This window comes from Nonomuraea sp. B12E4 (assembly GCF_039871825.1).
Classification (GTDB): Bacteria; Actinomycetota; Actinomycetes; order Streptosporangiales; family Streptosporangiaceae; genus Nonomuraea.
In genome coordinates this window covers 589043-609665 of record NZ_JBDPME010000001.1, presented here as the reverse complement: position 1 = coordinate 609665, position 20623 = coordinate 589043, and the positions used below count along the sequence as shown (strand labels likewise).

Genomic DNA, 20623 nt, shown 5'->3' with positions numbered 1-20623 from the left:
GGACGTCGAGAGCGAGACCGTGATGGCCTTTCGTCGTGGCACCGGTGACGAGGTGGGCGGGCTCGCCCAGGAAGTCGTCGACGAGATCACCTGGTACATGAGGGAGCACAAGATCTCCCGCGCCGACCTGGCCACGTCGATGGGCGTGTCCCCCGGCAGGGTGAGCCAGATCCTGTCCGGCGACGAAAATCTCACCCTCCGCACGCTCGGCGCCGTCATCGACGCGCTCGGCGCCCGCCTGGACATCACTCTCAGCGACGTGGAAGGCTCCGCCGCCGCCTTCTGACCAGCACCGGACCGGCCGCCCCCGGCGCTCCGGCCGTTCGGAGCGGGGCGCCGGGGGCGGTGATCCGGTCGGTGACCGCCGGGTCGCCGGCGCCTCAGCGGGTGCGCCTGGCCGATTCGGTGCCGCGCGCCGGCGAGGGCGGGCCGGGCATCGACGGCTCGAACTTGGCCAGCGAGCGGTATCCGGCGCGGTAGGCCGAGGTCAGCAGCCGCAGCAGGTCGCTCTCCGCGTCGTGCCTGAGCACGCCGTGCAGCCGCGTCAGGTTGTTCAGATAGCGCTCGTACCGGACCAGCCGTGTGTAGCGCGATCCGTTCAGTGCCGTGACCACCTTCGACCGCGCCGCCCCGTCCTCGATCAGCGCCGCCACGTCCAGCCGCCGCTCGATCGCCTCCAGCCTGGCGTGCACCCGCTCCCGGCGGCGCTCCTCGGGCGAGAGGCGTTCGGCGATGCGCTCGTGGTAGCGGCCGGCGGCCAGGCTGAGCTCGTAGACGTTCCAGGAGTCGTCCAGGCGTTTCTCGCACCAGACCCGCTGGTCCTCGGCCATCGCCTGGTCCAGCCTGGCCAGCAGCGACACCAGCCAGAACGTCGCCGCCTCCTGCGCCAGCGACCGCCGCTCCTCCTCCTTGGCCCGCATCTGGCTGAGCCAGAGCCCGCTCGGCGCGACGGCTCCCAGCACGGTGGCGAGATACTGGTTCAGCACCATCCCGCTCACCAGCGCGACCCCGGCGGAGACGCACCCGGTCAGGATGGTGATGGCGATGGCGAGCCGGCGCCCCGCCGGCCCGAACGGCCGCCCCTTCCCCTGGCACCGCAGCAGCAGGAACCCGGTGGCCGAGACGATGGCCAGCACCACGGTGAGGCCCGCCTGCGCGGCCGAGACAGGCTGCATGGAATGTCGCCTCTCCTGTGTGGTGTTCCCTTCATAGTCGCAGCGACGGCGAAGATTGAAAATGCCGTTGCGAACGGCATATACCACCCGGATACGGTGGATTCGCATCAACAAGCCATCCGGTGAACAGGAGTCCCACGCATGCCCGGCCCGCTGGTCGTCAACGACTCGGTCGTCATTCCCGACGCCGAGCTCGTCTGGCGTTTCTCGCGCTCGTCAGGCCCGGGCGGCCAGGGCGTCAACACCACCGACAGCCGCGTGGAGCTGGTCTTCGACCTGGCCGCGACGACCGCGCTGCCGCCCGCGCTGAAGGCCCGGGCGCTCGAACGCCTCGGCTCCACCACGATCACCATCGCCGCCTCGGAATACCGTTCCCAGCTCAGGAACAGGGAGGCCGCCGCGCACCGGCTGGCGCAGCGCCTGCGTGAGGCCATCGCCCCGCCCCCGAAGCGCCGCCGCAAGACCAAGCCCAGCCGGGGCTCCGTCGAACGCCGCCTCGCCGCCAAGAAGCAGCGCTCGGACGTCAAACGCCTGCGCCGCGAACCCTGACGCCCCGCGCATCGGAAACCCACAGCCCGGACGGCCCGCGTACCGGAAACCCCTGGAGCGTCTGTCAGAGGGAGAAGGCCGGTTCCAGCACCTGGGCCGGGCAGAGCTGCCGGACCACCGCCCGCACCTGCGCCCGCAGCTCGGGCACCGTCAGATGCCCCGCCTCGTCGAAGTGGGGACAGGCCGGCGAGATGACCAGTTCGGCCCCCATCACGACGGCTCCCGCCCCCTGCAACTGCTTGTAGAGCTCGGCCTGGGCCCACATGGCCCCGCAGGCCCGCGCGCTCGCGCTCATCACCGCGACGTGCTTGCCGGACAGATCGTGACGGGCCGCCATCCAGTCCAGCGCGTACGTCAGCTCGGGCGGCAGCAGGCTGTGCTCGGGAGCGGTCAGCAACACGGCGTCACAGGCGGCCACCAGCCCGGACAGCTCGCATACGGAGGCCGGGACGGCGGGCCCGGCGGTGTACGGCGGGATCTCCCCCAGCCCTTGCCACGCCTCGAAGCCCACGCCTTCGGGCAACTCGCCGCCCGCCGCTTCCAGCAGCCTGTTGATGAACGACCCCGCATGGAGGCTGGCGGCGATCCCGATGATTTTCACCCTTGCTCCCCAAGCTCCGGATGTGTACGGGGAACCTGCCCGATGCCGGGGATGTCCAAGACCATCCCCCGGTCAAGACGCGCACAGGGTTCGGGCGGAAGCCGGAGTGTCGGCACCGCGAGCAGCGACCGGGCCGTCCGGGAGGGTGCCCCCGGCCCGCAGGGGGCCGAGGCGGCGCCGATGGGACGGGGAGCTCCACGCTCCCCGATCAGCTCACCACGCGGCGGACGGTCAGCCCGCGGCGGCGGCGCGGGCCCGGCGCTCGTCCCGGCGCTCGACGAACTTGGCGGCCGTGGCCTCGGTCTTGGCCAGGAACGCGGCCAGCTCCTCACGCGCCCGCTCGCCCTCGGCGTCCAGCCCGGTCTTGTCGAACACCGACCACTGCCGCAGCACCGGCATGAGCACGTCGTCGAGGTGCAGGCGCAGGTCGTAGATGCCCTCGTTGGCGATGATCATGGCCTTGCGGGCGAACCCCTCGATGCCCGTGCCCGGCATCTGGAACGTGGTGACGACGTCGGTCACCGAGCGCATGGTCTGGTTGGGGTCGAGCTCGAAGGCCGCCTTGAGCAGGTTGCGGTAGAAGAGCATGTGCAGGTTCTCGTCGGCGGCGATCCTGGCCAGCAGCCGCTCGCAGCCCTCGTCGCCGGAGGCCCTGCCGGTGTTGCGGTGCGCGATGCGGGTGGCCAGCTCCTGGAAGGAGACGTACGCGAGCTGCCCGAGCATGGTGCTGTATTCGGAGACGAAGCCGTTCTCCATGTGGTGCATGCGGGCCCGCTCCAGGGCGACCGGATCGACGGCCCGGGTGACGGTCAGGTAGTCACGCAGGGCGGTACCGTGCCGATCCTCCTCGGCCGTCCACCGGTGCACCCAGGTGCCCCAGGCGCCGTCGCGGCCGAACGTGGTGGCGATCTCGTGGTGGTAGCTGGGGAGGTTGTCCTCAGTGAGAAGATTGACGATGAGCGAGACGCGGGCGGCCTCGGGGATCTTCGAGTCGCCCTCCTGCCAGGCCTGGCCCCCGTAGACGCCGTCGAAGTCGCGGCCCTCGCTCCACGGGATGTACTCGTGCGGGAACCACTCCTTGGCCATCGTCTGGTGGCGGTCGAGCTCCACCGCGACTACCGGCTCGAGCTCGTGCAGCAGCTCCGTCTGAGTCATCGCCATAAAGATCTTCTCCTTCAGGTTACGGTACCGTAGGTTAGGCTACCCGAAGGACATACCGGTCAATTAGGGTTCCGTTATGCGACCCATTGTCCGCAGTGTCCCACTTACCATTCTGGACGCCGGCAGCGCACGCCGTGGACTACGCGCTCTCCTTCTTCAGTAACCGATCGAGCTTGATGCCGAGATCGGTCATCTCCGACCGGACGGACCCGAGCTCCAGCTCGATCCCGGACCGCACGGACGCGAACTGGTCGGCGATCTCCGCCCACACGTCCACGCCCGCCCGCCTCCGCCTCGCCACATAGCCACATCGCCGCGAAAAGGAACATGCCCAATCTATCCCGGGCCACCCCCCGCCCGTCACCACTTGGTCGCACTCCGTGAGCAAAACTCGCCCCGGCCACGTCCGTTGATCACGCGAGGTGGCACGGTGCGGTGTGCTGTGCCACTGTTGCGGCGGCGGACTCGCGCGGCGAAGGAGCGACCGATGACCACCGACCCCACGATGACCCGGATCGGCGAGGGGGTGGACCTGCACCACCGCCAGGGCCGGCCCGAGGCCGCTCGCGACCTGTTCGCACAGATCTGGGATGACATCGGCGGCGAGCAGGGCGACCCGCTGCACGTGTGCGTCCTGGCCCACTCGATGGCCGACGTCCAGGACGACACGCACGAGGAGCTGGTGTGGGACCTGCGGGCGCTCGCCGCCGCGGACCTCATCACGAACGAGCGGGTGGCGGAAGCCGGGGTGCCGCTCCCGGTGGCCGGCCTGTATCCGTCGCTGCACCTCAACCTGGCCGAGTGCTACCGCAAGCTGGACGATCTCCCCCGCGCCCGCGAGCACCTCCGGCAGGCCCAGGCCACGATCGGCACGCTCGGCGACGACGCCTACGGCAAGCTCATCAGGGACGGCCTGGAGCGCCTGACCGAACGGCTGGGACACGCCTGATCCCGGCACCCGGGGGCGATCCGGCACCGGCCGGGCCGGTCGATCGCGCGGGCGACGACCATCTTCGGGCCGCCCTCCAGGCGGACACGGGGCCATGCCACGTCAGCCTGCCACGCGGACCTGTCAGGACAGGCCGGGTTCAGATGAGCTCGATGAGGTCGGCCACCGACTCGACCACCAGGGACGGCCGATACGGGAAGCGGTCGATCTGGTCACGCTGGGTCACGCCGGTGAGGACCAGGATGGTGTACAGCCCCGCCTCCATGCCCGAGACGATGTCGGTGTCCATGCGGTCGCCGATCATCGCCGTGGTCTCGCTGTGCGCCTCGATCTCGTTGAGCGCGCTGCGCATCATGCGCGGGTTGGGCTTGCCGATGAAGTAGGGCTCGACCCCGGTGGCCTTGGTGACGAGGGCGGCCACGGCGCCGCAGGCCGGCAGGGAGCCCTCGGTCGAGGGGCCGATGGGGTCGGGGTTGGTGGCGATGAAGCGGGCGCCGCCCTCGATGAGGCGGATGGCCCGGGTGATCTGCGAGAAGCTGTAGGTACGGGTCTCCCCCAGCACGACATAGTCGGGGTCGCTGTCGGTGAGCACGTAGCCGACCTCGTGCAGCGCCGTCGTCAGGCCCGCCTCGCCGATGACGTACGCGCTGCCACCGGGCCGCTGGTCGTCCAGGAACTGGGCGGTGGCCAGCGCGGAGGTCCAGATGGACTCCGGCGGCACGTGCAGGCCCGCCCCGCTCAGCCGGGCCGACAGGTCGCGCCGGGTGTAGATCGAGTTGTTCGTCAGGATCCTGAACTTCCTGCCCGACTCGCCGAGTCGTTTGACGAACTCGTCCGCCCCGGGGACCGGCCGCCCCTCGTGGACGAGCACTCCGTCCATGTCGGACAACCAAGAATCGATCCGCTTACCCTGAGTCACCCGGACATCGTACCGAGCGCGCCTTATCGACTTCCTGCCTGCTACGTGAACAATGTGAACCATGTCGTTCACTGAATCCGCACAGGACATGCGGGAAGAACTCGTTCAGCTCAGGCACTCGTTGCACACCACGCCGGAGATCGGCCTGCACCTGCCGCGCACCCAGGAGAAGGTGCTGGCGGCGCTGGAGGGCCTGCCACTGGAGATCAAGACTGGCACCGCTTTGAGCTCCGTGACGGCGGTGTTGCGCGGCGGCAGGCCGGGACCCGCGGTCCTGCTGCGCGGGGACATGGACGCCCTGCCGGTGACGGAGAAGAACGACCTGACCTACCGGTCGGAGTTGCCCGGCCAGATGCACGCCTGCGGCCACGACCTGCACACCACGATGCTGGCGGGCGCGGCGCGGCTGCTCAGCGCGCGGCGGGAGGAGCTGGCGGGTGACGTCATCTTCATGTTCCAGCCGGGCGAGGAGGGCCACGGCGGCGCCGAAGTCATGATCGGGGAGGGCGTGCTGGACGCGGCCGGGGAACGGCCGGTGGCGGCCTACGGGATGCACGTCGTCTCCTCGATGTTGCCGCCGGGGCTGTTCTCGGCGCGCCCCGGGCCGATGATGGCGGCGGCCGACGTGTTCTGCGTCACGGTGAAGGGGCGCGGCGGGCACGGTTCGACCCCGCACCGGGCGCTGGACCCGATCCAGGCCGCGTGCGAGATGGTGACGTCGATGCAGGCGATGGTGACCCGGTCGTTCGACGTGTTCGACCCGGTCGTCGTGACCGTGGGCACCTTCCACGGCGGGTCGAAGGACAACATCATCCCGGACGACGCCTCGTTCGAGGCCACCGTGCGCACCTTCAGCAGGGAGAACCGGGACCTGATCCAGCGCCGGCTGGTGGAGGTCGTGCGGGGCGTCGCGGCGGCGCACGGGCTGGAGGTCGAGACGTCGTTCGGGATGGGCTACCCGGTGACGGTCAACGACGAAAGCGAGGCGGGGTTCGTCGGGCGCACGGCCGAGGAGTTGTTCGGGCCCGGGCGGTTCTTCGTCACGCCGAACCCGATCATGGGCTCGGAGGACTTCTCGTACGTGCTGGAGTCCGTACCGGGCGCCTTCACCTTCCTGGGCGCGTGCCCGCCCGGCCGGGACCCGGCGACGGCGCCGTACAACCACTCGGCGGAGGCGCTCTTCGACGACGCGGTGCTGCCCGACGGGACCGCGCTCTACGCGGCGCTGGCCTTCGCGCGACTGTCCTGACATGCGGGCCTGGGTGGTGGACCGGCCGGGGCCGATGGCGTCCCGGCCGCTGGTCGCGGTCGAGCGGGAGGTGCCCGCGCCCGGTCCCGGCGAGGTGCTGGTACGGGTGGAGGCGTGCGGTGTGTGCCGGACCGACCTGCACCTGGCGGAGGGGGATCTGCCCCCGAAGCGGCCGCGCACCACGCCCGGGCACCAGGTCGTCGGGCGCGTGGTGGGCACCGGCGAGCGGGTGGGGGTCGCCTGGCTGCGCTCCACCTGCGGGACGTGCCGCTACTGCCGCAGGGGGATGGAGAACCTCTGCCCGGACTCGGCCTACACCGGGTGGGACGCCGACGGCGGGTACGCCGAATACCTCCTCGCGCCCTCCGGCTATGTCTACCCCCTGCCCGACGGGCCGCCCGCCGAGCGGCTGGCGCCGTTGCTGTGCGCCGGGATCATCGGATACCGGGCGCTGGCGCGGTGCGACCTGCCGCCGGGCGGGCGGCTGGGGATCTACGGGTTCGGCGCCTCGGCCCACCTGACCGCCCAGGCCGCCATCGCCCAGGGCGCCGTCGTGCACGCCGTCACCAGGTCCGCCGCCTCCCGGGAACTGGCGCTGGAGCTGGGGGCGGCCTCGGCCGGCGACCGGCCGCCTGAGCCGCTGGACGCGGCGATCCTGTTCGCGCCGGTCGGCACCCTGGTCCCGCCCGCTTTGGAGGCATTGGACAGGGGAGGTACGCTGGCCATCGCCGGGATCCATCTCACGGACATCCCCGAGCTGAATTACGAGCGGCACCTGTTCCAGGAGCGCACCGTGCGCAGCGTGACCGCGAACACCCGGGCCGACGGGCGGGCCTACCTGGAGCTGGCACTGGCGCATCCGCCGCGGGTGACCACGACGCCCTACTCCTTCACAGAGGCCGACCGGGCGCTGTCCGATCTGGCAGCGGACCAGGTCAACGGGGCTGCCGTCCTGGTCGTGGCTTGACCGACTATTTGGTGGAACTTAGCGCCACTTCGTACACTCATGAAGGAAAGTTACATTAGCCTCACAACCTCTGGAGATTATTGACGCCGATCGGGCGCGATCGTAGGGTCCGGTCAACTCGTACTGATCCACTTATGGTCCGACATTCCCCGGAGCGGCATATGAAGCGACTGGCAGCGGTAGTGGCGATGGTGAGCCTGGCCACCGCTACTGCGGCGTGCAGCGGTGGCACGAATACGTCCGGCGGCCCGGGCGGCGGCGGGCTCTTCACCACGATCGACGTGACCAGGCCCGGCCTCGACGCGAGCGCCCCGGCCAACATCTGGAACCCGAAGGGCAACGCCTTCCTCGGGTACAACGCGATGAAACTCGGATGGGTCAAGAACTCCCTGACCGACCCGAACCAGTTCTACCCGGGCATCGCGGCGAGCTGGGACATCGCGCCCGACAACTCCTCGATCACCCTGCACATCCAGCCGAACGCCAAGTGGTCCGACGGCAAGCCCGTCACGGCCGAGGACGTCAAGATGTCCCTCGGGCTCGCCTACACCACCGGCAGCACCGCGTTCGCGCTCACGCCGGGCGCGGCGGGCGCCGCCGCGGACGTGCAGATCGTGGACGACAAGACCGTCAAGGTCACCCAGGACATGTCCAACCCCAGCAGCAAGTTCGCCCGAGGCGTCCTCGACAGCTGGGTCGAGCCCGCCCACATCTGGGGCGGCCTGCTGCCGGCCGACTTCTGGGAGAAGCTCAAGGCCTCCCGGGGCACCGGCGCGACGGCCGACAAGGACCGCGAGGAAATCCTCGCCATCGGCCAGAAGGTGCTCGCCTTCGCGCCGCAGAAGGACGTCTCGGCCGGGCCGTTCACCCTGGAGCGGGTGAACCCGGGTGAGGCGCTGCTGGTCAAGAACAAGTACTTCTACAACGCCGCGAAGATCGCCCCCGACCTGGTGAAGTTCCTCAACTACAGCGGCAACGAGCAGGTCTGGAACTACCTGAGCGCCGGCAAGCTCGACCACTCCGGCTTCACGGCCGCGCCCACCGACGTGATGAACCGGATCAAGAACGCCCCGGGCTCGGAGATCATCAAGGGCTTCTCGCCGGTGGCCGTCGGCATGGCGTTCGACCAGAGCAAGAAGCCGTACGACAACGTGCACGTGCGCCGCGGCCTGGCCTACCTGATCGACCGCGCCCAGGTCACCAAGGTGGCCTCGCCCGAGGGCGGCATCCCGGCCGTGACGACCTCCGGCATCCACCAGAAGCCGGCCCAGGAGTGGCTCGGCCCCGAGCTGTCCAAGCTGAACCCCTACCCGCACGACGTGGCCAAGGCGGCGGCGGAGTTCAAGGAGGCCGGCCTGCGGCAGAAGGACGGCAAGTGGACGCTGCCCGACGGCTCGCCGTGGACGGTGACCATGACGGCCCCCTCCGGCTTCTCCGACTGGATCTCCGCGCAGGAGAACATCAAGAGCCAGCTCATCGAGAACGGCGTCAACGCCGAGGTCGTGACCGTCGCCGACTACGCGATCTACCTGGAGGAGCTGGCGGCCGGCAAGTACGACGTGGGCTTCTGGCTGATGGCCCTGGGCCCGGCGCCGTACGACATCTTCCAGCGCCTCTACGGCACCTCCAACGGCTGGAACAACGTCGCGGGCAGGGTCACGCACAGCGCCCCCGGCAAGGCCGGCAACTGGATGGGAGGCCCGGAGGAGCTCGACGTCGAGGGCGTCGGCAAGATCAATCCGGGTGAGCTCACCGCCAAGCTCAACGCCGCCTCCGCCGAGGAGGCCAAGCCGATCATGGTGGAGCTCGCCAAGGCGGCCAACCAGGACCTGCCGGCCATCCAGCTCTGGGACTACGTGAACACGCAGTTCGTCAACACCAGCCGGTTCACCGGCTGGCCCGCGCAGAACAGCGACATGCTGCGCCTGACCGCCGGGGTCTGGATGCAGCTCGGCATGATCAAGAAGAAGCAGTAACCTATGGGCGTTATCGCACGGCGACTCGCGGGCCACCTGGCCCGCGGCATCGTCATGATCCTTGTCGTGGCCACGATCAGTTTCTTCATCGTCAGGAGCATCCCGGGCGACCCGGTGGCCGCGAACGTGCAGAAGCTGATCCAGCAGGGCATGGACCCGGCGGCGGCCGAGCAGGCGACCCGCGTGCTCTACGGGTTCCAGCCGCAGGGCACGCTCTGGCATCAGTACACCGACTACATGTCGGGCCTGCTCACCTTCAACCTGGGCCAGTCGGTCAGCCACGCGGGCGCGCCCGTCACGCAGGTGCTCGGCGAGGCGGCCAAGTGGACCGTTCTACCGGTGCTGGCGGGCACGCTGCTGAGCTTCCTGGTCGGCATCGTGCTGGGCGTCTACGCGGCCATCAAGCGCTCCGGCAAGCTCGGCGACGTGCTGGCGATCTCCGGGTCGCTGCTGCACGGCGTGCCGCAGTACGTGCTGGGGCTGCTGCTGAGCGCGGTCTTCGCGACGCTGATCCCGATCCTGCCGGCGGACGGGCCGGTGGACATCCTGTACGAGCCGGGGTTCAACGCCGGCTACCTCGGCTCGCTGGCCCAGCACGCGGTGCTGCCGGTGGCGACGTACGCGCTGGCGTCCTACGGCGGGTGGATCCTGGCCATGAAGTCCAGCGTGGTCACCGTGCTCGGCGACGACTTCATCCTGGCCGCTGAGCTGCGCGGGATGAAGCGGTCGATCATCTTCAGGTACATCGCGCGCAACGCGATCCTGCCGCTGTTCACGATCCTCGCGCTGTCCCTGGGCCTGCTGCTCGGCGGCGCGGTGTTCATCGAGCGGATCTTCAACTATCCGGGGCTCGGGCTGCTGCTCATCGACAGCATCACCATGCGTGACTACGCGCTGATGGGCGGGGCGTTCCTGCTGATCACGGTGTCCATCATCGTGGCGAACATCGTGGCCGACCTCTTCTACAGCGCGATCGACCCACGGGTGCGCGGCGGCGAGGAGGTTTCGTCATGAGCGTGCTGCTGGAGAGCTCGTCGACGAGCGCCGCCATGCGCCGCAACTTCTGGACCGGCGTGTGGCGGGTCATGAAGCGCAAGCCCAGCCGCATGGTGGGCGTCCTGCTCGTGCTCGGGTTCGCGTTCATGGGCGTGTTCGGGCCGATGTTCTACCCCGCCCAGCTCCCCCTCGACCCCAACCTGATCACCAGCCCGCCGAGCGCGCAGCACTGGCTGGGCACCGACGACCAGGGCCGGGACGTGATCGCCCTGGTGGTCACCGGCTCCCGCTACGTGCTGCTGGCCGCGCTGGTGACGGCCCTCATCACCGTGGTGGTGGGCACCGCGATCGGATTGTTCTCCGGCTTCAGGCGGGGCCGCTCGGACACCGTGCTCATGCGGCTGACCGACATGATGCTGACCCTTCCGGGGCTGCCGCTGCTGCTGGTGCTGTCGACGGTGTGGAAGTTCGGCAGCGCGATCCAGATGGGCCTGGTGCTGGGGCTGCTCGGGTGGGGCGGCGTGGCGCGGGCGGTGCGCTCGCAGACGCTGTCGCTGCGCGAGCGGGGCTTCATCGAGGCGGCGCGCGGGCTGGGGCTGTCCACGACGCACATCGTGGGCAAGGAGCTGCTGCCGAGCATGGCGCCGTACATCGCGATGAACATGCTGATCGCGGTCACCGGCGGCGTCTACGCGCAGGTGGGCCTGTTCTTCCTGGGCGTGCTGCCGTACGAGTCGAACAACTGGGGGCAGATGCTGAACACCGCCGTGTTCCGCTCCGGGGCCCTGACCGTGCCGGAGGGGCTGGGCTTCCTGATCGGGCCGCTGCTGGCGATCCTGCTGCTGACGCTGGCCATCGTGCTCGTGGTCGACGCGATGGACGAGATCTTCAACCCCCGGCTGCGCGAGGAGTAGGGCGTGACCGAGCGAAGCGAGGGCACCATCGAACAGAGCACCACGCCACGGGAGGCCGTGGCCGCCCCGCGGCCGGAGTCGCCGGGGGTGCGCATCAACGGCCTCACCGTCGTCTACAAGACCCCGGCGGGCGAGCTGCCCGCGGTCCGGGACGTCAGCCTGACGCTGGAGCCCGGATCGATCACCGGCATCGTGGGCGAGTCCGGCTCGGGCAAGTCCACGCTGGCCCTGTCGCTGCTCAACGCCGTGCAGCCGCCCGGCAGGATCGCCGCCGGCAGCGTCGAGATCGACGGGCTCGGCGACGTGGTGGGCTTCCGGGGCGAGCGGTTGCGCAAGGCGCGCGGCCAGCACATCGGCTACGTGTTCCAGGCGGCACAGAACTCGCTCAACCCACTCAAGACGGTCGGCAAGCAACTGCTCGACCTGGGGCGCTCGCACGGGGTGGACGACCTGCGCGGCCTGGTCCGGGAGGCCAGGGAGCTGCTCGGCCGGATGGGGCTGGACGGGGCCCGGGTGCTCGACTCCCACCAGCACGAGCTGTCCGGCGGCATGCGCCAGCGGGTCGGCATCATGCTGGCGCTGGTGCTCAACGCCCACCTGGTGGTGCTGGACGAGCCGACGACCGCGCTGGACATGATCACGCAGGCCAACATCCTGAAGATCGTCCGCGAGGTGCACCGCGAACGCGGCCTGACGACGCTGGTCATCACGCACGACATCGGCGTGGTCGCCGAGGTCGCCGACCGGCTCGCGGTCATGTACGGCGGGCGGCTGGTCGAGCAGGGCCCGACCCGGCTGGTGCTCGGCTCCCCGCGGCACCCCTACACCAGGGGCCTGATCAGGGCCATCCCGCGGCTGACCGGCGACATCGACGAGGCCCAGGCGCTGCCGGGACGGCCGCCGACGCTGGCGACCGTGCCGAAGGAGGGCTGCGTGTTCAGGGAGCGCTGCCCGCTGCGCATGGACGTGTGCGACACCGTGGATCCGGAGGCCGTCTCGTACGGGCCCAGGATCGTGGCCTGCCACGCCATGACCGTGAAGGAGCACGCATGATCACCGGGACCGGCGTCGTCAAAACGTTCAAGCAGCGGGGCAAGGTGCTCGGCGCCCGCGAGGTGCCGGCGCTGCGGGGCGTGGACTTCACCATCCCCAAGGGCGGGGCCGCCTCGTTCATCGGGGAGTCCGGGTGCGGCAAGACCACGCTGGGGCGGATCATCGCGGGGCTGGAGACGTACGACGCGGGTGAGATCGTCATCGGCGACGTCACGATGTCGTCGTTGCGGCCCAAGGAGCGGCAGCCGCACTACCGCAAGATCCAGATGATCCACCAGGACCCGTACTCGGCGCTGAACCCCACCAGGACCATCCACCAGACGCTGTACGCGCCGCTGAGCCTGCGCGCCCGGCAGACCGGGCGGCCGCGGTCGTGGATCGAGGAGCGGGCGGCCGAGGTGCTGTCGCTGGTGGGGCTGGATCCGGGCACGGTGCTGTCGCGCTATCCGCACCAGCTCTCCGGCGGCATGCGGCAGCGGGTGGTCATCGCCCGCGCGCTGACCGTCGACCCGGAGATGCTGGTCGCCGACGAGGCCGTCTCGATGATCGACGTGTCGCTGCGGCTGGGCATCCTGGCGCTGCTGAAGGACCTGCGCGAGCGGCTCGGGGTGAGCGTGCTGTTCATCACGCACGACGTGGCCACGGCCCGCTACATCGGCGGCGACGGCGAGCTGTACGTCATCTACCGCGGCCAGGTCGTCGAGCGCGGTCCGGTGGACACGATCATCGCCGACCCGGTGCACCCGTACACGCAGTCGCTGTTGTCGGCCATCCCGGTGCTGCACGGCCTGGAGCAGCCGGGCGAGCAGCCGGTGACGCCGCTGGAGTCGCTGGACGAGAGCCTGTCGGACGAGGGCTGCCTGTTCGCCCGCCGCTGCCCGTTCCGGGGCGAGCGGTGCACGTCCGAGCGGCCGACGCCGGCGGTCACGGACGCCGGGCCGCAGGAGCACGCCTGCTTCTACCCGGAGCGCCGCAGTGTGATCGCCCGCCCGATGAGCGAGGTGTGATGGCGCACGCGGTGCGGGCGGCGGAGCCCGCCGCGGCCGCCCGGATCGCCGCGGCCGCGCTGACGCTGGACGACGAGGCGGCCGAGCTGGTGGGGCGGCTGTCGCGGCCGCCCGCCGACCGGCGCTGGACGGCGCTGGCCACCGACGGCGGTGTCGTGCTGACCTCCCTGTCCACCCGCGACCCGGCCGTCGGGCACGTCGACCTGCTCGCCGTGCACCCCTCCGAACAGGGCCGGGGCCACGGCAGGGCGCTGGTGCGGGCGGCCGAGAAGTGGCTGGCCGGGCAGGGGGCCCGGCAGGCGCGCTTCGCCGGCAACCCGCCCTGCTACGCCTGGCCGGGCGTCGACGTGCGCTACACGGCCGCCGCCTGCCTGGCCGAGAGCCTCGGCTACGAGCGCTACGACGTGGCCTGGAACATGACCGCCGACCTGGGCGGTGCGGACCTGTCCACCGGGGACGACCTGGCCCGCCTGGAGCGGGCCGGGATCGCCGTACGCGCGGCCGGGGAGGACCGTGACAAGGTCGCCGCGTTCGTCCGCGACGAGTGGAACGAGCTGTGGGCCTGGGAGGCGGCCAACGCGAGCGGCCTGCACTACGCCGAGCGCGACGGGCGGGTCGTGGCCTTCGCCGCCTGGGGGGCGCGGCCCGGCTGGTTCGGCCCCACCGGCACCGCTCCCGGCGCCCGCGGGCTGGGGGTGGGCCGGGTGCTGCTGCGCCGGTGCCTGGCGGACATGCGCGCCGCCGGGCAGTCCAGCGCCCAGATCGGGTGGGTCGGGCCGTTGCGGTTCTACTCCTACGCCGTGGGCGCCCGGGCGGAGCGCGTCTTCTGGCTCTACCGGCGCGACCTGGCGTGATGTCACGTATTCAGGAGCCCGTCCCGCGGGCGTCCCGGCGGCGGGCACAGGTCGCGGGGGTCCGCGCCGCTCTCCAGGCACCGGCTCAGCGAGCCGAGGCCCGCGGCCGGCAGGGCGTCGGGGGTGCGGGTGAGGTCGGGCAGGATCCCGGTGGGGTTCGTGATCAGGCCGAGCCGGGCACCGCCGGCGAGCGAGGGATCCGCGGCCGGCCGTTCGGCTCCGGCACGTACGTGCGACATGAGCTCATTGTCCTGAAATATATTTACATGGGAGTAGTTGAGGGTGGAAGTTAGCGACATGATTGATCCGCTACGCGAGTTGTCCACCGAGCAGAGCGATCCTCGCTACAGCCACATCGACCGGCTGCCGACCGAGCAGATCGCGCGGTTGATGAACCAGGCCGACGCCGCCGTACCCGCCGCCGTCGCGGTGGTCATCCCGGCGATCTCGGCCGCCATCGACGCGGTCTCCGCGCGCATGGCCGAGGGCGGCCGGCTGCTGTACGTCGGCGCCGGCACGTCGGGCCGGCTGGCGGTGCTCGACGCGAGCGAGTGCCCGCCCACGTTCGGCACCGATCCCGAACTGGTGCAGGGCGTCATCGCCGGCGGGCCGGAGGCGCTCACCCGGTCCGTGGAGGGGGCGGAGGACGACTCGGAGGCGGGTGCCGCCGCGATGAAGGACCTGGAGGTGGGGCCGCTCGACTCGGTGGTGGGCGTGTCCGCCAGCGGGCGGGCTCCTTTCGTGCTGGGCGCCCTGCATGAGGCGGCCGGGCGCGGCGCGCTGACGGTGGGGCTGTCGTGCAACGACGGCGCGCCGCTGTCGGCCACGGCCGAGCACGCGATCGAGGTGGTCGTGGGGCCCGAGGTGGTGACCGGGTCCACCAGGTTGAAGGCGGGCACGGCGCAGAAGCTCGTGCTGAACATGATCTCGACGATCTCCATGGTCCGGCTCGGCCGTACCTACGGGAACCAGATGATCGAGATGGCGACGATGAACCGCAAGCTCGCCGGGCGGGCGCTGCGCATGGTCAGGGAGATCACCGGGGCCGACCAGGAGACGGCCGGCGCGGCGCTGGACGCGGCGGGCGGGCAGGCGAAGATCGCGGTGCTGATGATCCAGCACGGGCTCGACGCGGCCGGCGCCCGCGCGCTGCTGGAGTCGCACGGCGAGCGCCTCAGCGACGCGCTCAGCGGCTGAGCGCGTCCCGTTTTTCGGTGGGGCGCCGGGCGGCTGAGCCCGTCCGGCCGGACGAGGTGCCGGGCGGCTGAGCCCGTCCCGGTTTCGGTGAGATGCCGGGCGGCTGAGCCCGTCCGGCCGATGAGGAGGGAACGGGATGTCCCGCCGGGACGCTGAGATGGGAACGGGAACGTCCGACCGGCTGGAGGCGATCCTGGCGGACGCGGTGCCGCGCGTCTGCTCGGCCGCGGTCGCGCTGATCGCCGTGGACGGCTCCCTGACGGCCGCCGCCGCGACCGGCGAGCTCGTCCGCTACGCCGACGCCACGGGGACCCCGGCCGCCGAGCGCCCGCCGGCGCGCCGGGACTCGATCTTCGATCTGGCCTCGGTCAGCAAGCTGTTCACCACGGTCGTGCTGCTCTCGCTGGCCGAGGAGGGCCGGCTGGGCCTGGACGAGCCGGTGGCCGCCTGGATCCCCGGCCGCGACCCGCGCGTCACGCCGCGCCGGCTGCTCACCCACACGGCGGGCCTGCCCCCGACCCGCCGCATCGACCTGGAGCTGCCCGGCGCCGATCACGAGACCCGGATGGCCGCGATGCTGGCGACGCCGATCGCCCACCCGGTCGGCGGGCCCTACCTCTACAGTGACGTCGGCATGGTCATCGCGGGCCGGGTCGCCGAGCTGGCCGGCGGCGCGCCGCTGGACGCGCTGGTCCGCGCCCGGATCACGGACGTGCTCGGGCTGCCCGGCACCGGCTACCGCCCGTCCTCGCCGTCCCGGATCGCCGCCACCGAGTGGAAACCGGAGCGCCCCGGACCCGGCTGCGTACGGGGTGTGGTGCATGACGAGACCGCCTACGCGCTGGGCGGCGTGGCGGGGCACGCCGGGGTGTTCGCCACGGCCGGGGACCTGCTGGCCTTCGGCGAGGCGCTGCGGCTCGGCGGCGGGCCGCTGCTGCGCCCCGGGAGCGTCGCCGAAATGGTACGCGACCAGGGCGCCGAGGGGGCCGCGTTCCGGCACGGGCTGGGCGTGCGCCTCGGCGATCCGGGCATCACCGGCCCGCTGGGCCCCGGCGCGTACGGCCATTCGGGGTTCACCGGCACCTCACTGGTGGTCGATCCGGCCCGCGGGCTGACCGTGGTGCTGCTGACGAACGCCGTCCACCCCCTGCGGGGACGCGAGGGGATCGGCGAACTGCGCCGCGCGGTCGCGGCCGAAGCGCATAGCCTGAAAGCATGTCCGTCCATCTGAACCACACCATCGTGCAGGCCAGGGACAGGGACGCGACCGCCGAGTTCCTGGTCGACGTGCTCGGGCTGGAGCCGGCACCGGTCTACGGACCGTTCCGGGTCGTCACGCTCGGCAACGACGTCTCGCTGGACGTCGTCCAGGCGGGCGGGGACGTGCCCGCGCAGCACTACGCGTTCCTCGTCAGCGAGCGGGAGTTCGACCAGATCTGGGGCCGGATCAAGGATCGCGGGCTGCCTTACTGGGCCGACCCGCACCACCGGCAGGCCGGCCGGATCAACACCAACGACGGCGGCCGCGGCCTCTACTGGTCCGACCCCAACGGTCACAACCTGGAGATCATCACAGTCCCGTACGGCGGCGGCTAGGGCGCCAGCGCCTCCAGTGCCTCCTCCGCCCGGCGCATCGCCTCCTTGGCGCCGAGCGTGACGAACTCGCGGTCGAAGTTGAGGTCGTGGAAGACCTCCGTCACGCCTGCCGCGGCCAGCTCGGCCACGTCATGCCGGATGTCGTCGTACGTGCCGGTCAGCATCCGGCCGGAGCGGGCCGCCCTGACCTGCGTGACGCCGCGCACCACGATCCGGAACGCCTCCGCGTCCCGCCCGGCCCCGGCCACCTCCTCCTTGAGCAGCCGCACCCGGCCCGCGATGGCGGACAGGTCCTCCCTGCTGGAGCTCACCCACCCGTCGGCCAGCCGCGCGGCGCGGCGCAGCGCGACCTCGGCGGCGCCCCCGAGCAGGACAGGCGGCGGTCCCGGCTCGGGCTTGGGGTCCATGTGGGACGGCGAGACCCGGTAGAACTCGCCGTGGTGCTCGATCACGTCGTCGCTCCACGCCTCGCGCAGCAGCTCGACATATTCCTCGCCCCTGCGCCCGCGCCGCTCCATGCCGACGCCGGTGGCCTCGAACTCCTCCGGCACCCAGCCCAGCCCGATGCCGGCCGTCAGCCGGCCGCCCGAGAGCGTCTGCAGCGTGGCGAGCTGCTTGGCCAGCACCAGCGGCTGCACGTACGCGTTGATCACGGCCACGCCGAGCCGGATCCTGCTCGTCATGCCCGACAGGTGGGCCAGCGTGATCAGCGGGTCGTGCACGCTGCGATAGGTCGGCCCCATCTGGTGCCCGACGGGGTACAGCAGCCGCTGGAACGTCCAGAGCTCGTGATACCCAAGCGCTTCGGCGCGGGAGGCGACACGGCGCAGGTTGTCCGGCGTGGCCCACGCCCCTGACTGGGGTACGGCGAAACCAACTCTCATGTCCCCCAGTCTGACCGACGCGAGTCCCCGGAGATGACCCGGCGACCCGGCGGAGACCATCTCTGGTGCGCCGGCGCTTCCGCCCGCCTACCGGCAAGCGCCGGCGGCCACCGAGGAGAGCGAGCAGCGGTCCGGCGAGGCGATCTTCGCCGTGACCGTCAAGTGAGCGTCGCGCGGCAGCGCACGTCTGGCCGGGGGTGAGGCCCGATCCGGCGGTCACGTCCGGTGGCATGCACCGCCCATACCGCCGAATAGTCTGTATGAGTGGGTCTGCAGGCGGAACTGGCGGGTATCGCGGAGGCGTACGGAGGGGCGGGGACACCCGTGTTACATCCGACGCGCACGGACGTCGTGGTGTTACGGCTGGGTGAGGTCGTGGTCAAGGCCCACTCCGCGCGTGACGACGCGGGGCTGCTGCGGCCGAGGTTGCGGGCCGCCGCGTCGGCCGCGGTCAGCGGGGTGATGCTGGCCCCGCTGGAGCCGGAGGTGCTGACGGCCGGGGGCCGCGCGGTGACGGTCTGGCCCGCGGGCCGCCCCGTCGCGCACGAGGACCCCGACGCCGCGCCCTGGGAGGAGGGCGCCCGGCTGCTGGCCAGGCTGCACGCCGTGCCGCTCACGCTGGTCCCGGGGCTGCCCGAGGCCGGCGGGCCCGCCAGGGCCGCCCGCGCGGTGGACCGCATGACCGGAGACGGGCCCGTCGAGCAGCTCGTCAGGCGGGCCTTCAAGGAGCTGCCCGAGTCCGGCCCGGCCCGCGGCGCGCTGCCCGGGCTGCTCACGCACGGTGACTGGCACCTGGGTCAGCTCGTCCACCGCGACCGCTGGCTGCTCATCGACGTCGACGACCTCGGCGTCGGCGACCCGGCGTGGGACCTGGCCAGGCCGGCCGCCTGGTATGCCGCCGGGCTGCTCGACCCGGTCGTGTGGGAGCGGTTCCTGGGGGCCTACCTGGCCTCGGGCGGGCCCGCGCTCGGCCGCGGCGACGACCCCTGGCAACGCCTCGACGGGCCCGCCCGGGCGCTCACCATCCAGCTCGCCGCGGTCGCCGTGGTCAACGCCGAACGCGAGGGCCGGGAACTGGATGAGGTGGAGCATTCGTTGGTCGAGTCGTGCAACAGAATCGTCAGAGCGTGACGAGGTTGCGCGCGGTAGGTTTCACCTTGGAGACCTCGAAGGCAAGGAGAGCGACTTAGATGCAGTGCCCCAAGTGCCGCGGCAACATGCGGACTTACGAGCGCAATGGCGTCCACATCGAGCAGTGCGACAACTGCCGTGGGATCTTCCTCGACTACGGCGAGCTTGAGACGATCACTCGGATGGAGTCGCAGTACAACGCGGCTCCCCCGCCCGCCCCCGGCCCCGCGTGGGGCGCGCCGCACGGTGGCCACGGCGGCCACTACGGCCACCACCGGCAGCGCAGCTGGGTGGGCATGCTGTTCTCGACCTGATCCAGGAGGGGCCGCGCACGGCGGGTGCGCGGCCCTCGGGTCCCCCGCGTGTGAGCGTGGCCCGGCTCACTTGGGGAAGTCGTCCGGGTCCACCGCCGAGGTCCGGGCGTTGCCCCCGGAGATCGAGTGCAGCGTGATCCGCCAGTCGTGCCAGCGGATCTGCGTCGCCGTGAACGTCGTCTTGAACGTCACCGACTTCTCGAACCGCTCGAAGCTGCACTCGCGCGTGAACGCCCTGTTCTTGCCGTCCCAGTCCACCCCGTGCGTGAAAAAGATCTTGTAGGTGCCGTCGCGTACGCCCCTGACCTTGAACGTGGTCTTCTTGCGCACATAGACGCTGAACGCCTTGCTGCTCCCCCGGACCACGGTCACCACGGCGTCGCGGCTGCCACCGTTGTCGATCTCCAGCGAGCTGCGGCCGTTGAGGGCGCCCTTGCGGACGAACGAGCCGTTGCTCAGCCGCCTGGACTGCTTGCCCTTGGCCGACACGTCCACGACGTCGGCCGGGTAGTCACCGGCGCGTTCCAGGGCCTCCCCCGCCTTGTCGAGGTCCTCCAGTGTGCCCTCCAGGTCGGTCAGAACGGCCGAGGAGGTGCACAGGTCTCTCGCGCCCACCTTGCCGGCCGTGGTACCCAGTTCGGAGGCGAAGTCGCGCAGGCTGGTCACGTATGCCTGGTGCTGGGTGCGTACGGCCTCGGGCGGGGTGAGGGCGCCGAGCGCGTCGGCCGCGCCGGTCAGCTCCTGCTCGGCCTTGTCCACCCGCTGGTCCAGGGCCTTGACCCCGCGCGCGCCCGCCAGGGCGCTGATCGCGTCGGCCATCGCCTTGTGCCTGCCGTCGAGCTCACCCTTGTAGGCCTCGGCGGTCATGGCGGCCGGGGTGGGCCTGGCGGTGGCTCCGGCCCCGCCGTTGGCCGCCACGCCCCCCTTGCCGCCCGCGACGCCGCTGACCCTCGGCTCGCCACCGGTCGGTGAGGACACATTCGCGGAACAAGCGCTGAGTGTGAGCGTCGCCAGGGCAAGAACGGAGGGGATCAACCGAGGTACAGCCACCTGCCACACTATCGCCGGGTTGATCCCCACGCGTCAATTACGATTCCGACAGTCCCTCGTCGCGATCCCGGCGCAGCCGGC

At 71.3% G+C, this 20623-nt stretch carries 24 protein-coding genes; 16 read left to right on the top strand and 8 right to left on the bottom strand.

Features of this window, described 5'->3' with window-relative positions; all coding sequences use genetic code 11:
• Positions 1-22 precede the first annotated feature (22 nt).
• Positions 23-286: a helix-turn-helix transcriptional regulator gene (locus ABGB18_RS02770; RefSeq protein ID WP_347693691.1), complete on the top strand. Its 264-nt coding sequence runs from the start codon at positions 23-25 to the stop codon at positions 284-286.
• Positions 287-380: 94 nt separating this feature from the next.
• Here ABGB18_RS02770 and ABGB18_RS02765 read toward each other — a convergent pair whose 3' ends face one another.
• Positions 381-1175, bottom strand: a complete 795-nt coding sequence (locus tag ABGB18_RS02765; protein WP_347693690.1) for a hypothetical protein — start codon at positions 1173-1175, stop codon at positions 381-383.
• Between the two features lie 141 nt (positions 1176-1316).
• Here ABGB18_RS02765 and arfB point away from each other — a divergent pair, with 141 nt between their 5' ends.
• Positions 1317-1724: an alternative ribosome rescue aminoacyl-tRNA hydrolase ArfB gene (gene arfB / locus ABGB18_RS02760; RefSeq protein ID WP_347693689.1), complete on the top strand. Its 408-nt coding sequence runs from the start codon at positions 1317-1319 to the stop codon at positions 1722-1724.
• A 64-nt stretch (positions 1725-1788) separates the two neighbouring features.
• Here arfB and ABGB18_RS02755 read toward each other — a convergent pair whose 3' ends face one another.
• From ABGB18_RS02755 to ABGB18_RS02745, 3 genes are all read right to left on the bottom strand, one after another.
• Positions 1789-2325 (bottom strand): NAD(P)H-dependent oxidoreductase, encoded by a 537-nt coding sequence (locus ABGB18_RS02755; protein ID WP_347693688.1) that lies wholly within the window; start codon positions 2323-2325, stop codon positions 1789-1791.
• Positions 2326-2556: 231 nt separating this feature from the next.
• The gene (locus ABGB18_RS02750) at positions 2557-3486 is read right to left on the bottom strand and encodes an acyl-ACP desaturase (RefSeq protein ID WP_347693687.1); all 930 of its coding nucleotides are present in this window, start codon (positions 3484-3486) and stop codon (positions 2557-2559) included.
• A gap of 139 nt (positions 3487-3625) precedes the next feature.
• Positions 3626-3787: a hypothetical protein gene (locus ABGB18_RS02745; RefSeq protein WP_347693686.1), complete on the bottom strand. Its 162-nt coding sequence runs from the start codon at positions 3785-3787 to the stop codon at positions 3626-3628.
• A gap of 186 nt (positions 3788-3973) precedes the next feature.
• On the opposite strand from ABGB18_RS02745, the gene ABGB18_RS02740 reads away from it, so the two are divergent.
• Complete coding sequence (locus tag ABGB18_RS02740) at positions 3974-4435, top strand: hypothetical protein (protein ID WP_347693685.1); 462 nt, start codon at positions 3974-3976, stop codon at positions 4433-4435.
• 139 nt (positions 4436-4574) lie between these two features.
• Here ABGB18_RS02740 and ABGB18_RS02735 read toward each other — a convergent pair whose 3' ends face one another.
• The gene (locus ABGB18_RS02735) at positions 4575-5354 is read right to left on the bottom strand and encodes an HAD-IIA family hydrolase (protein ID WP_347693684.1); all 780 of its coding nucleotides are present in this window, start codon (positions 5352-5354) and stop codon (positions 4575-4577) included.
• A 61-nt stretch (positions 5355-5415) separates the two neighbouring features.
• Between ABGB18_RS02735 and ABGB18_RS02730 the strand changes: the two genes are divergently transcribed.
• The 8 genes from ABGB18_RS02730 (at position 5416) to ABGB18_RS02695 (ending at position 14370) form a co-directional block, all read left to right on the top strand.
• On the top strand, positions 5416-6603 hold the full coding sequence (locus ABGB18_RS02730) for a M20 family metallopeptidase (protein WP_347693683.1): 1188 nt from the start codon (positions 5416-5418) through the stop codon (positions 6601-6603).
• A 1-nt stretch (position 6604) separates the two neighbouring features.
• Entirely contained in the window at positions 6605-7570 is a 966-nt protein-coding gene (locus ABGB18_RS02725) for a zinc-dependent alcohol dehydrogenase family protein (protein WP_347693682.1), read from the top strand.
• Between the two features lie 161 nt (positions 7571-7731).
• A complete protein-coding gene (locus ABGB18_RS02720; protein ID WP_347693681.1) occupies positions 7732-9546 on the top strand; it encodes an ABC transporter substrate-binding protein in 1815 nt (604 codons plus the stop codon).
• A gap of 3 nt (positions 9547-9549) precedes the next feature.
• Positions 9550-10560, top strand: coding sequence for an ABC transporter permease (locus ABGB18_RS02715; protein WP_347693680.1), 1011 nt, complete (start codon positions 9550-9552; stop codon positions 10558-10560).
• Positions 10557-11456: an ABC transporter permease gene (locus tag ABGB18_RS02710; protein WP_347693679.1), complete on the top strand. Its 900-nt coding sequence runs from the start codon at positions 10557-10559 to the stop codon at positions 11454-11456. The genes ABGB18_RS02715 and ABGB18_RS02710 overlap by 4 nt, the downstream gene beginning before the upstream one ends.
• A 3-nt stretch (positions 11457-11459) precedes the next feature.
• Positions 11460-12509 carry an ABC transporter ATP-binding protein gene (locus tag ABGB18_RS02705; protein WP_347693677.1) on the top strand — a complete coding sequence of 350 codons (1050 nt, stop codon included), beginning with the start codon at positions 11460-11462 and terminating at the stop codon, positions 12507-12509.
• On the top strand, positions 12506-13516 hold the full coding sequence (locus ABGB18_RS02700; protein WP_347693676.1) for an ABC transporter ATP-binding protein: 1011 nt from the start codon (positions 12506-12508) through the stop codon (positions 13514-13516). Before ABGB18_RS02705 ends, ABGB18_RS02700 begins: the two co-directional genes overlap by 4 nt.
• Positions 13516-14370, top strand: a complete 855-nt coding sequence (locus ABGB18_RS02695; RefSeq protein WP_347693674.1) for a GNAT family N-acetyltransferase — start codon at positions 13516-13518, stop codon at positions 14368-14370. The genes ABGB18_RS02700 and ABGB18_RS02695 overlap by 1 nt, the downstream gene beginning before the upstream one ends.
• 2 nt (positions 14371-14372) lie before the next feature.
• Here ABGB18_RS02695 and ABGB18_RS02690 read toward each other — a convergent pair whose 3' ends face one another.
• A complete protein-coding gene (locus ABGB18_RS02690; protein WP_347693673.1) occupies positions 14373-14609 on the bottom strand; it encodes a hypothetical protein in 237 nt (78 codons plus the stop codon).
• A 58-nt stretch (positions 14610-14667) separates the two neighbouring features.
• Between ABGB18_RS02690 and murQ the strand changes: the two genes are divergently transcribed.
• The 3 genes from murQ to ABGB18_RS02675 all read left to right on the top strand — a co-directional run bounded on the left by murQ (position 14668) and on the right by ABGB18_RS02675 (position 17163).
• The gene (gene murQ, locus ABGB18_RS02685) at positions 14668-15567 is read left to right on the top strand and encodes an N-acetylmuramic acid 6-phosphate etherase (RefSeq protein ID WP_347693672.1); all 900 of its coding nucleotides are present in this window, start codon (positions 14668-14670) and stop codon (positions 15565-15567) included.
• A gap of 136 nt (positions 15568-15703) precedes the next feature.
• Complete coding sequence (locus tag ABGB18_RS02680; RefSeq protein ID WP_347693671.1) at positions 15704-16798, top strand: serine hydrolase domain-containing protein; 1095 nt, start codon at positions 15704-15706, stop codon at positions 16796-16798.
• Positions 16783-17163 carry a VOC family protein gene (locus ABGB18_RS02675; RefSeq protein WP_347693670.1) on the top strand — a complete coding sequence of 127 codons (381 nt, stop codon included), beginning with the start codon at positions 16783-16785 and terminating at the stop codon, positions 17161-17163. Before ABGB18_RS02680 ends, ABGB18_RS02675 begins: the two co-directional genes overlap by 16 nt.
• On the opposite strand, the gene ABGB18_RS02670 is transcribed toward ABGB18_RS02675, so the two are convergent.
• Positions 17160-18047, bottom strand: a complete 888-nt coding sequence (locus tag ABGB18_RS02670) for a TIGR03619 family F420-dependent LLM class oxidoreductase (protein ID WP_347693669.1) — start codon at positions 18045-18047, stop codon at positions 17160-17162. The two genes, ABGB18_RS02675 and ABGB18_RS02670, sit on opposite strands and share 4 nt — an antisense overlap.
• Before the next feature lie 264 nt (positions 18048-18311).
• On the opposite strand from ABGB18_RS02670, the gene ABGB18_RS02665 reads away from it, so the two are divergent.
• Both ABGB18_RS02665 and ABGB18_RS02660 read left to right on the top strand, forming a co-directional pair.
• On the top strand, positions 18312-19178 hold the full coding sequence (locus ABGB18_RS02665) for a phosphotransferase (RefSeq protein ID WP_347693668.1): 867 nt from the start codon (positions 18312-18314) through the stop codon (positions 19176-19178).
• Positions 19179-19237: 59 nt separating this feature from the next.
• Positions 19238-19492, top strand: coding sequence for a zf-TFIIB domain-containing protein (locus ABGB18_RS02660; RefSeq protein WP_347693667.1), 255 nt, complete (start codon positions 19238-19240; stop codon positions 19490-19492).
• A gap of 66 nt (positions 19493-19558) precedes the next feature.
• Here ABGB18_RS02660 and ABGB18_RS02655 read toward each other — a convergent pair whose 3' ends face one another.
• On the bottom strand, positions 19559-20470 hold the full coding sequence (locus ABGB18_RS02655) for a hypothetical protein (RefSeq protein ID WP_347693666.1): 912 nt from the start codon (positions 20468-20470) through the stop codon (positions 19559-19561).
• Positions 20471-20623: the final 153 nt, after the last annotated feature.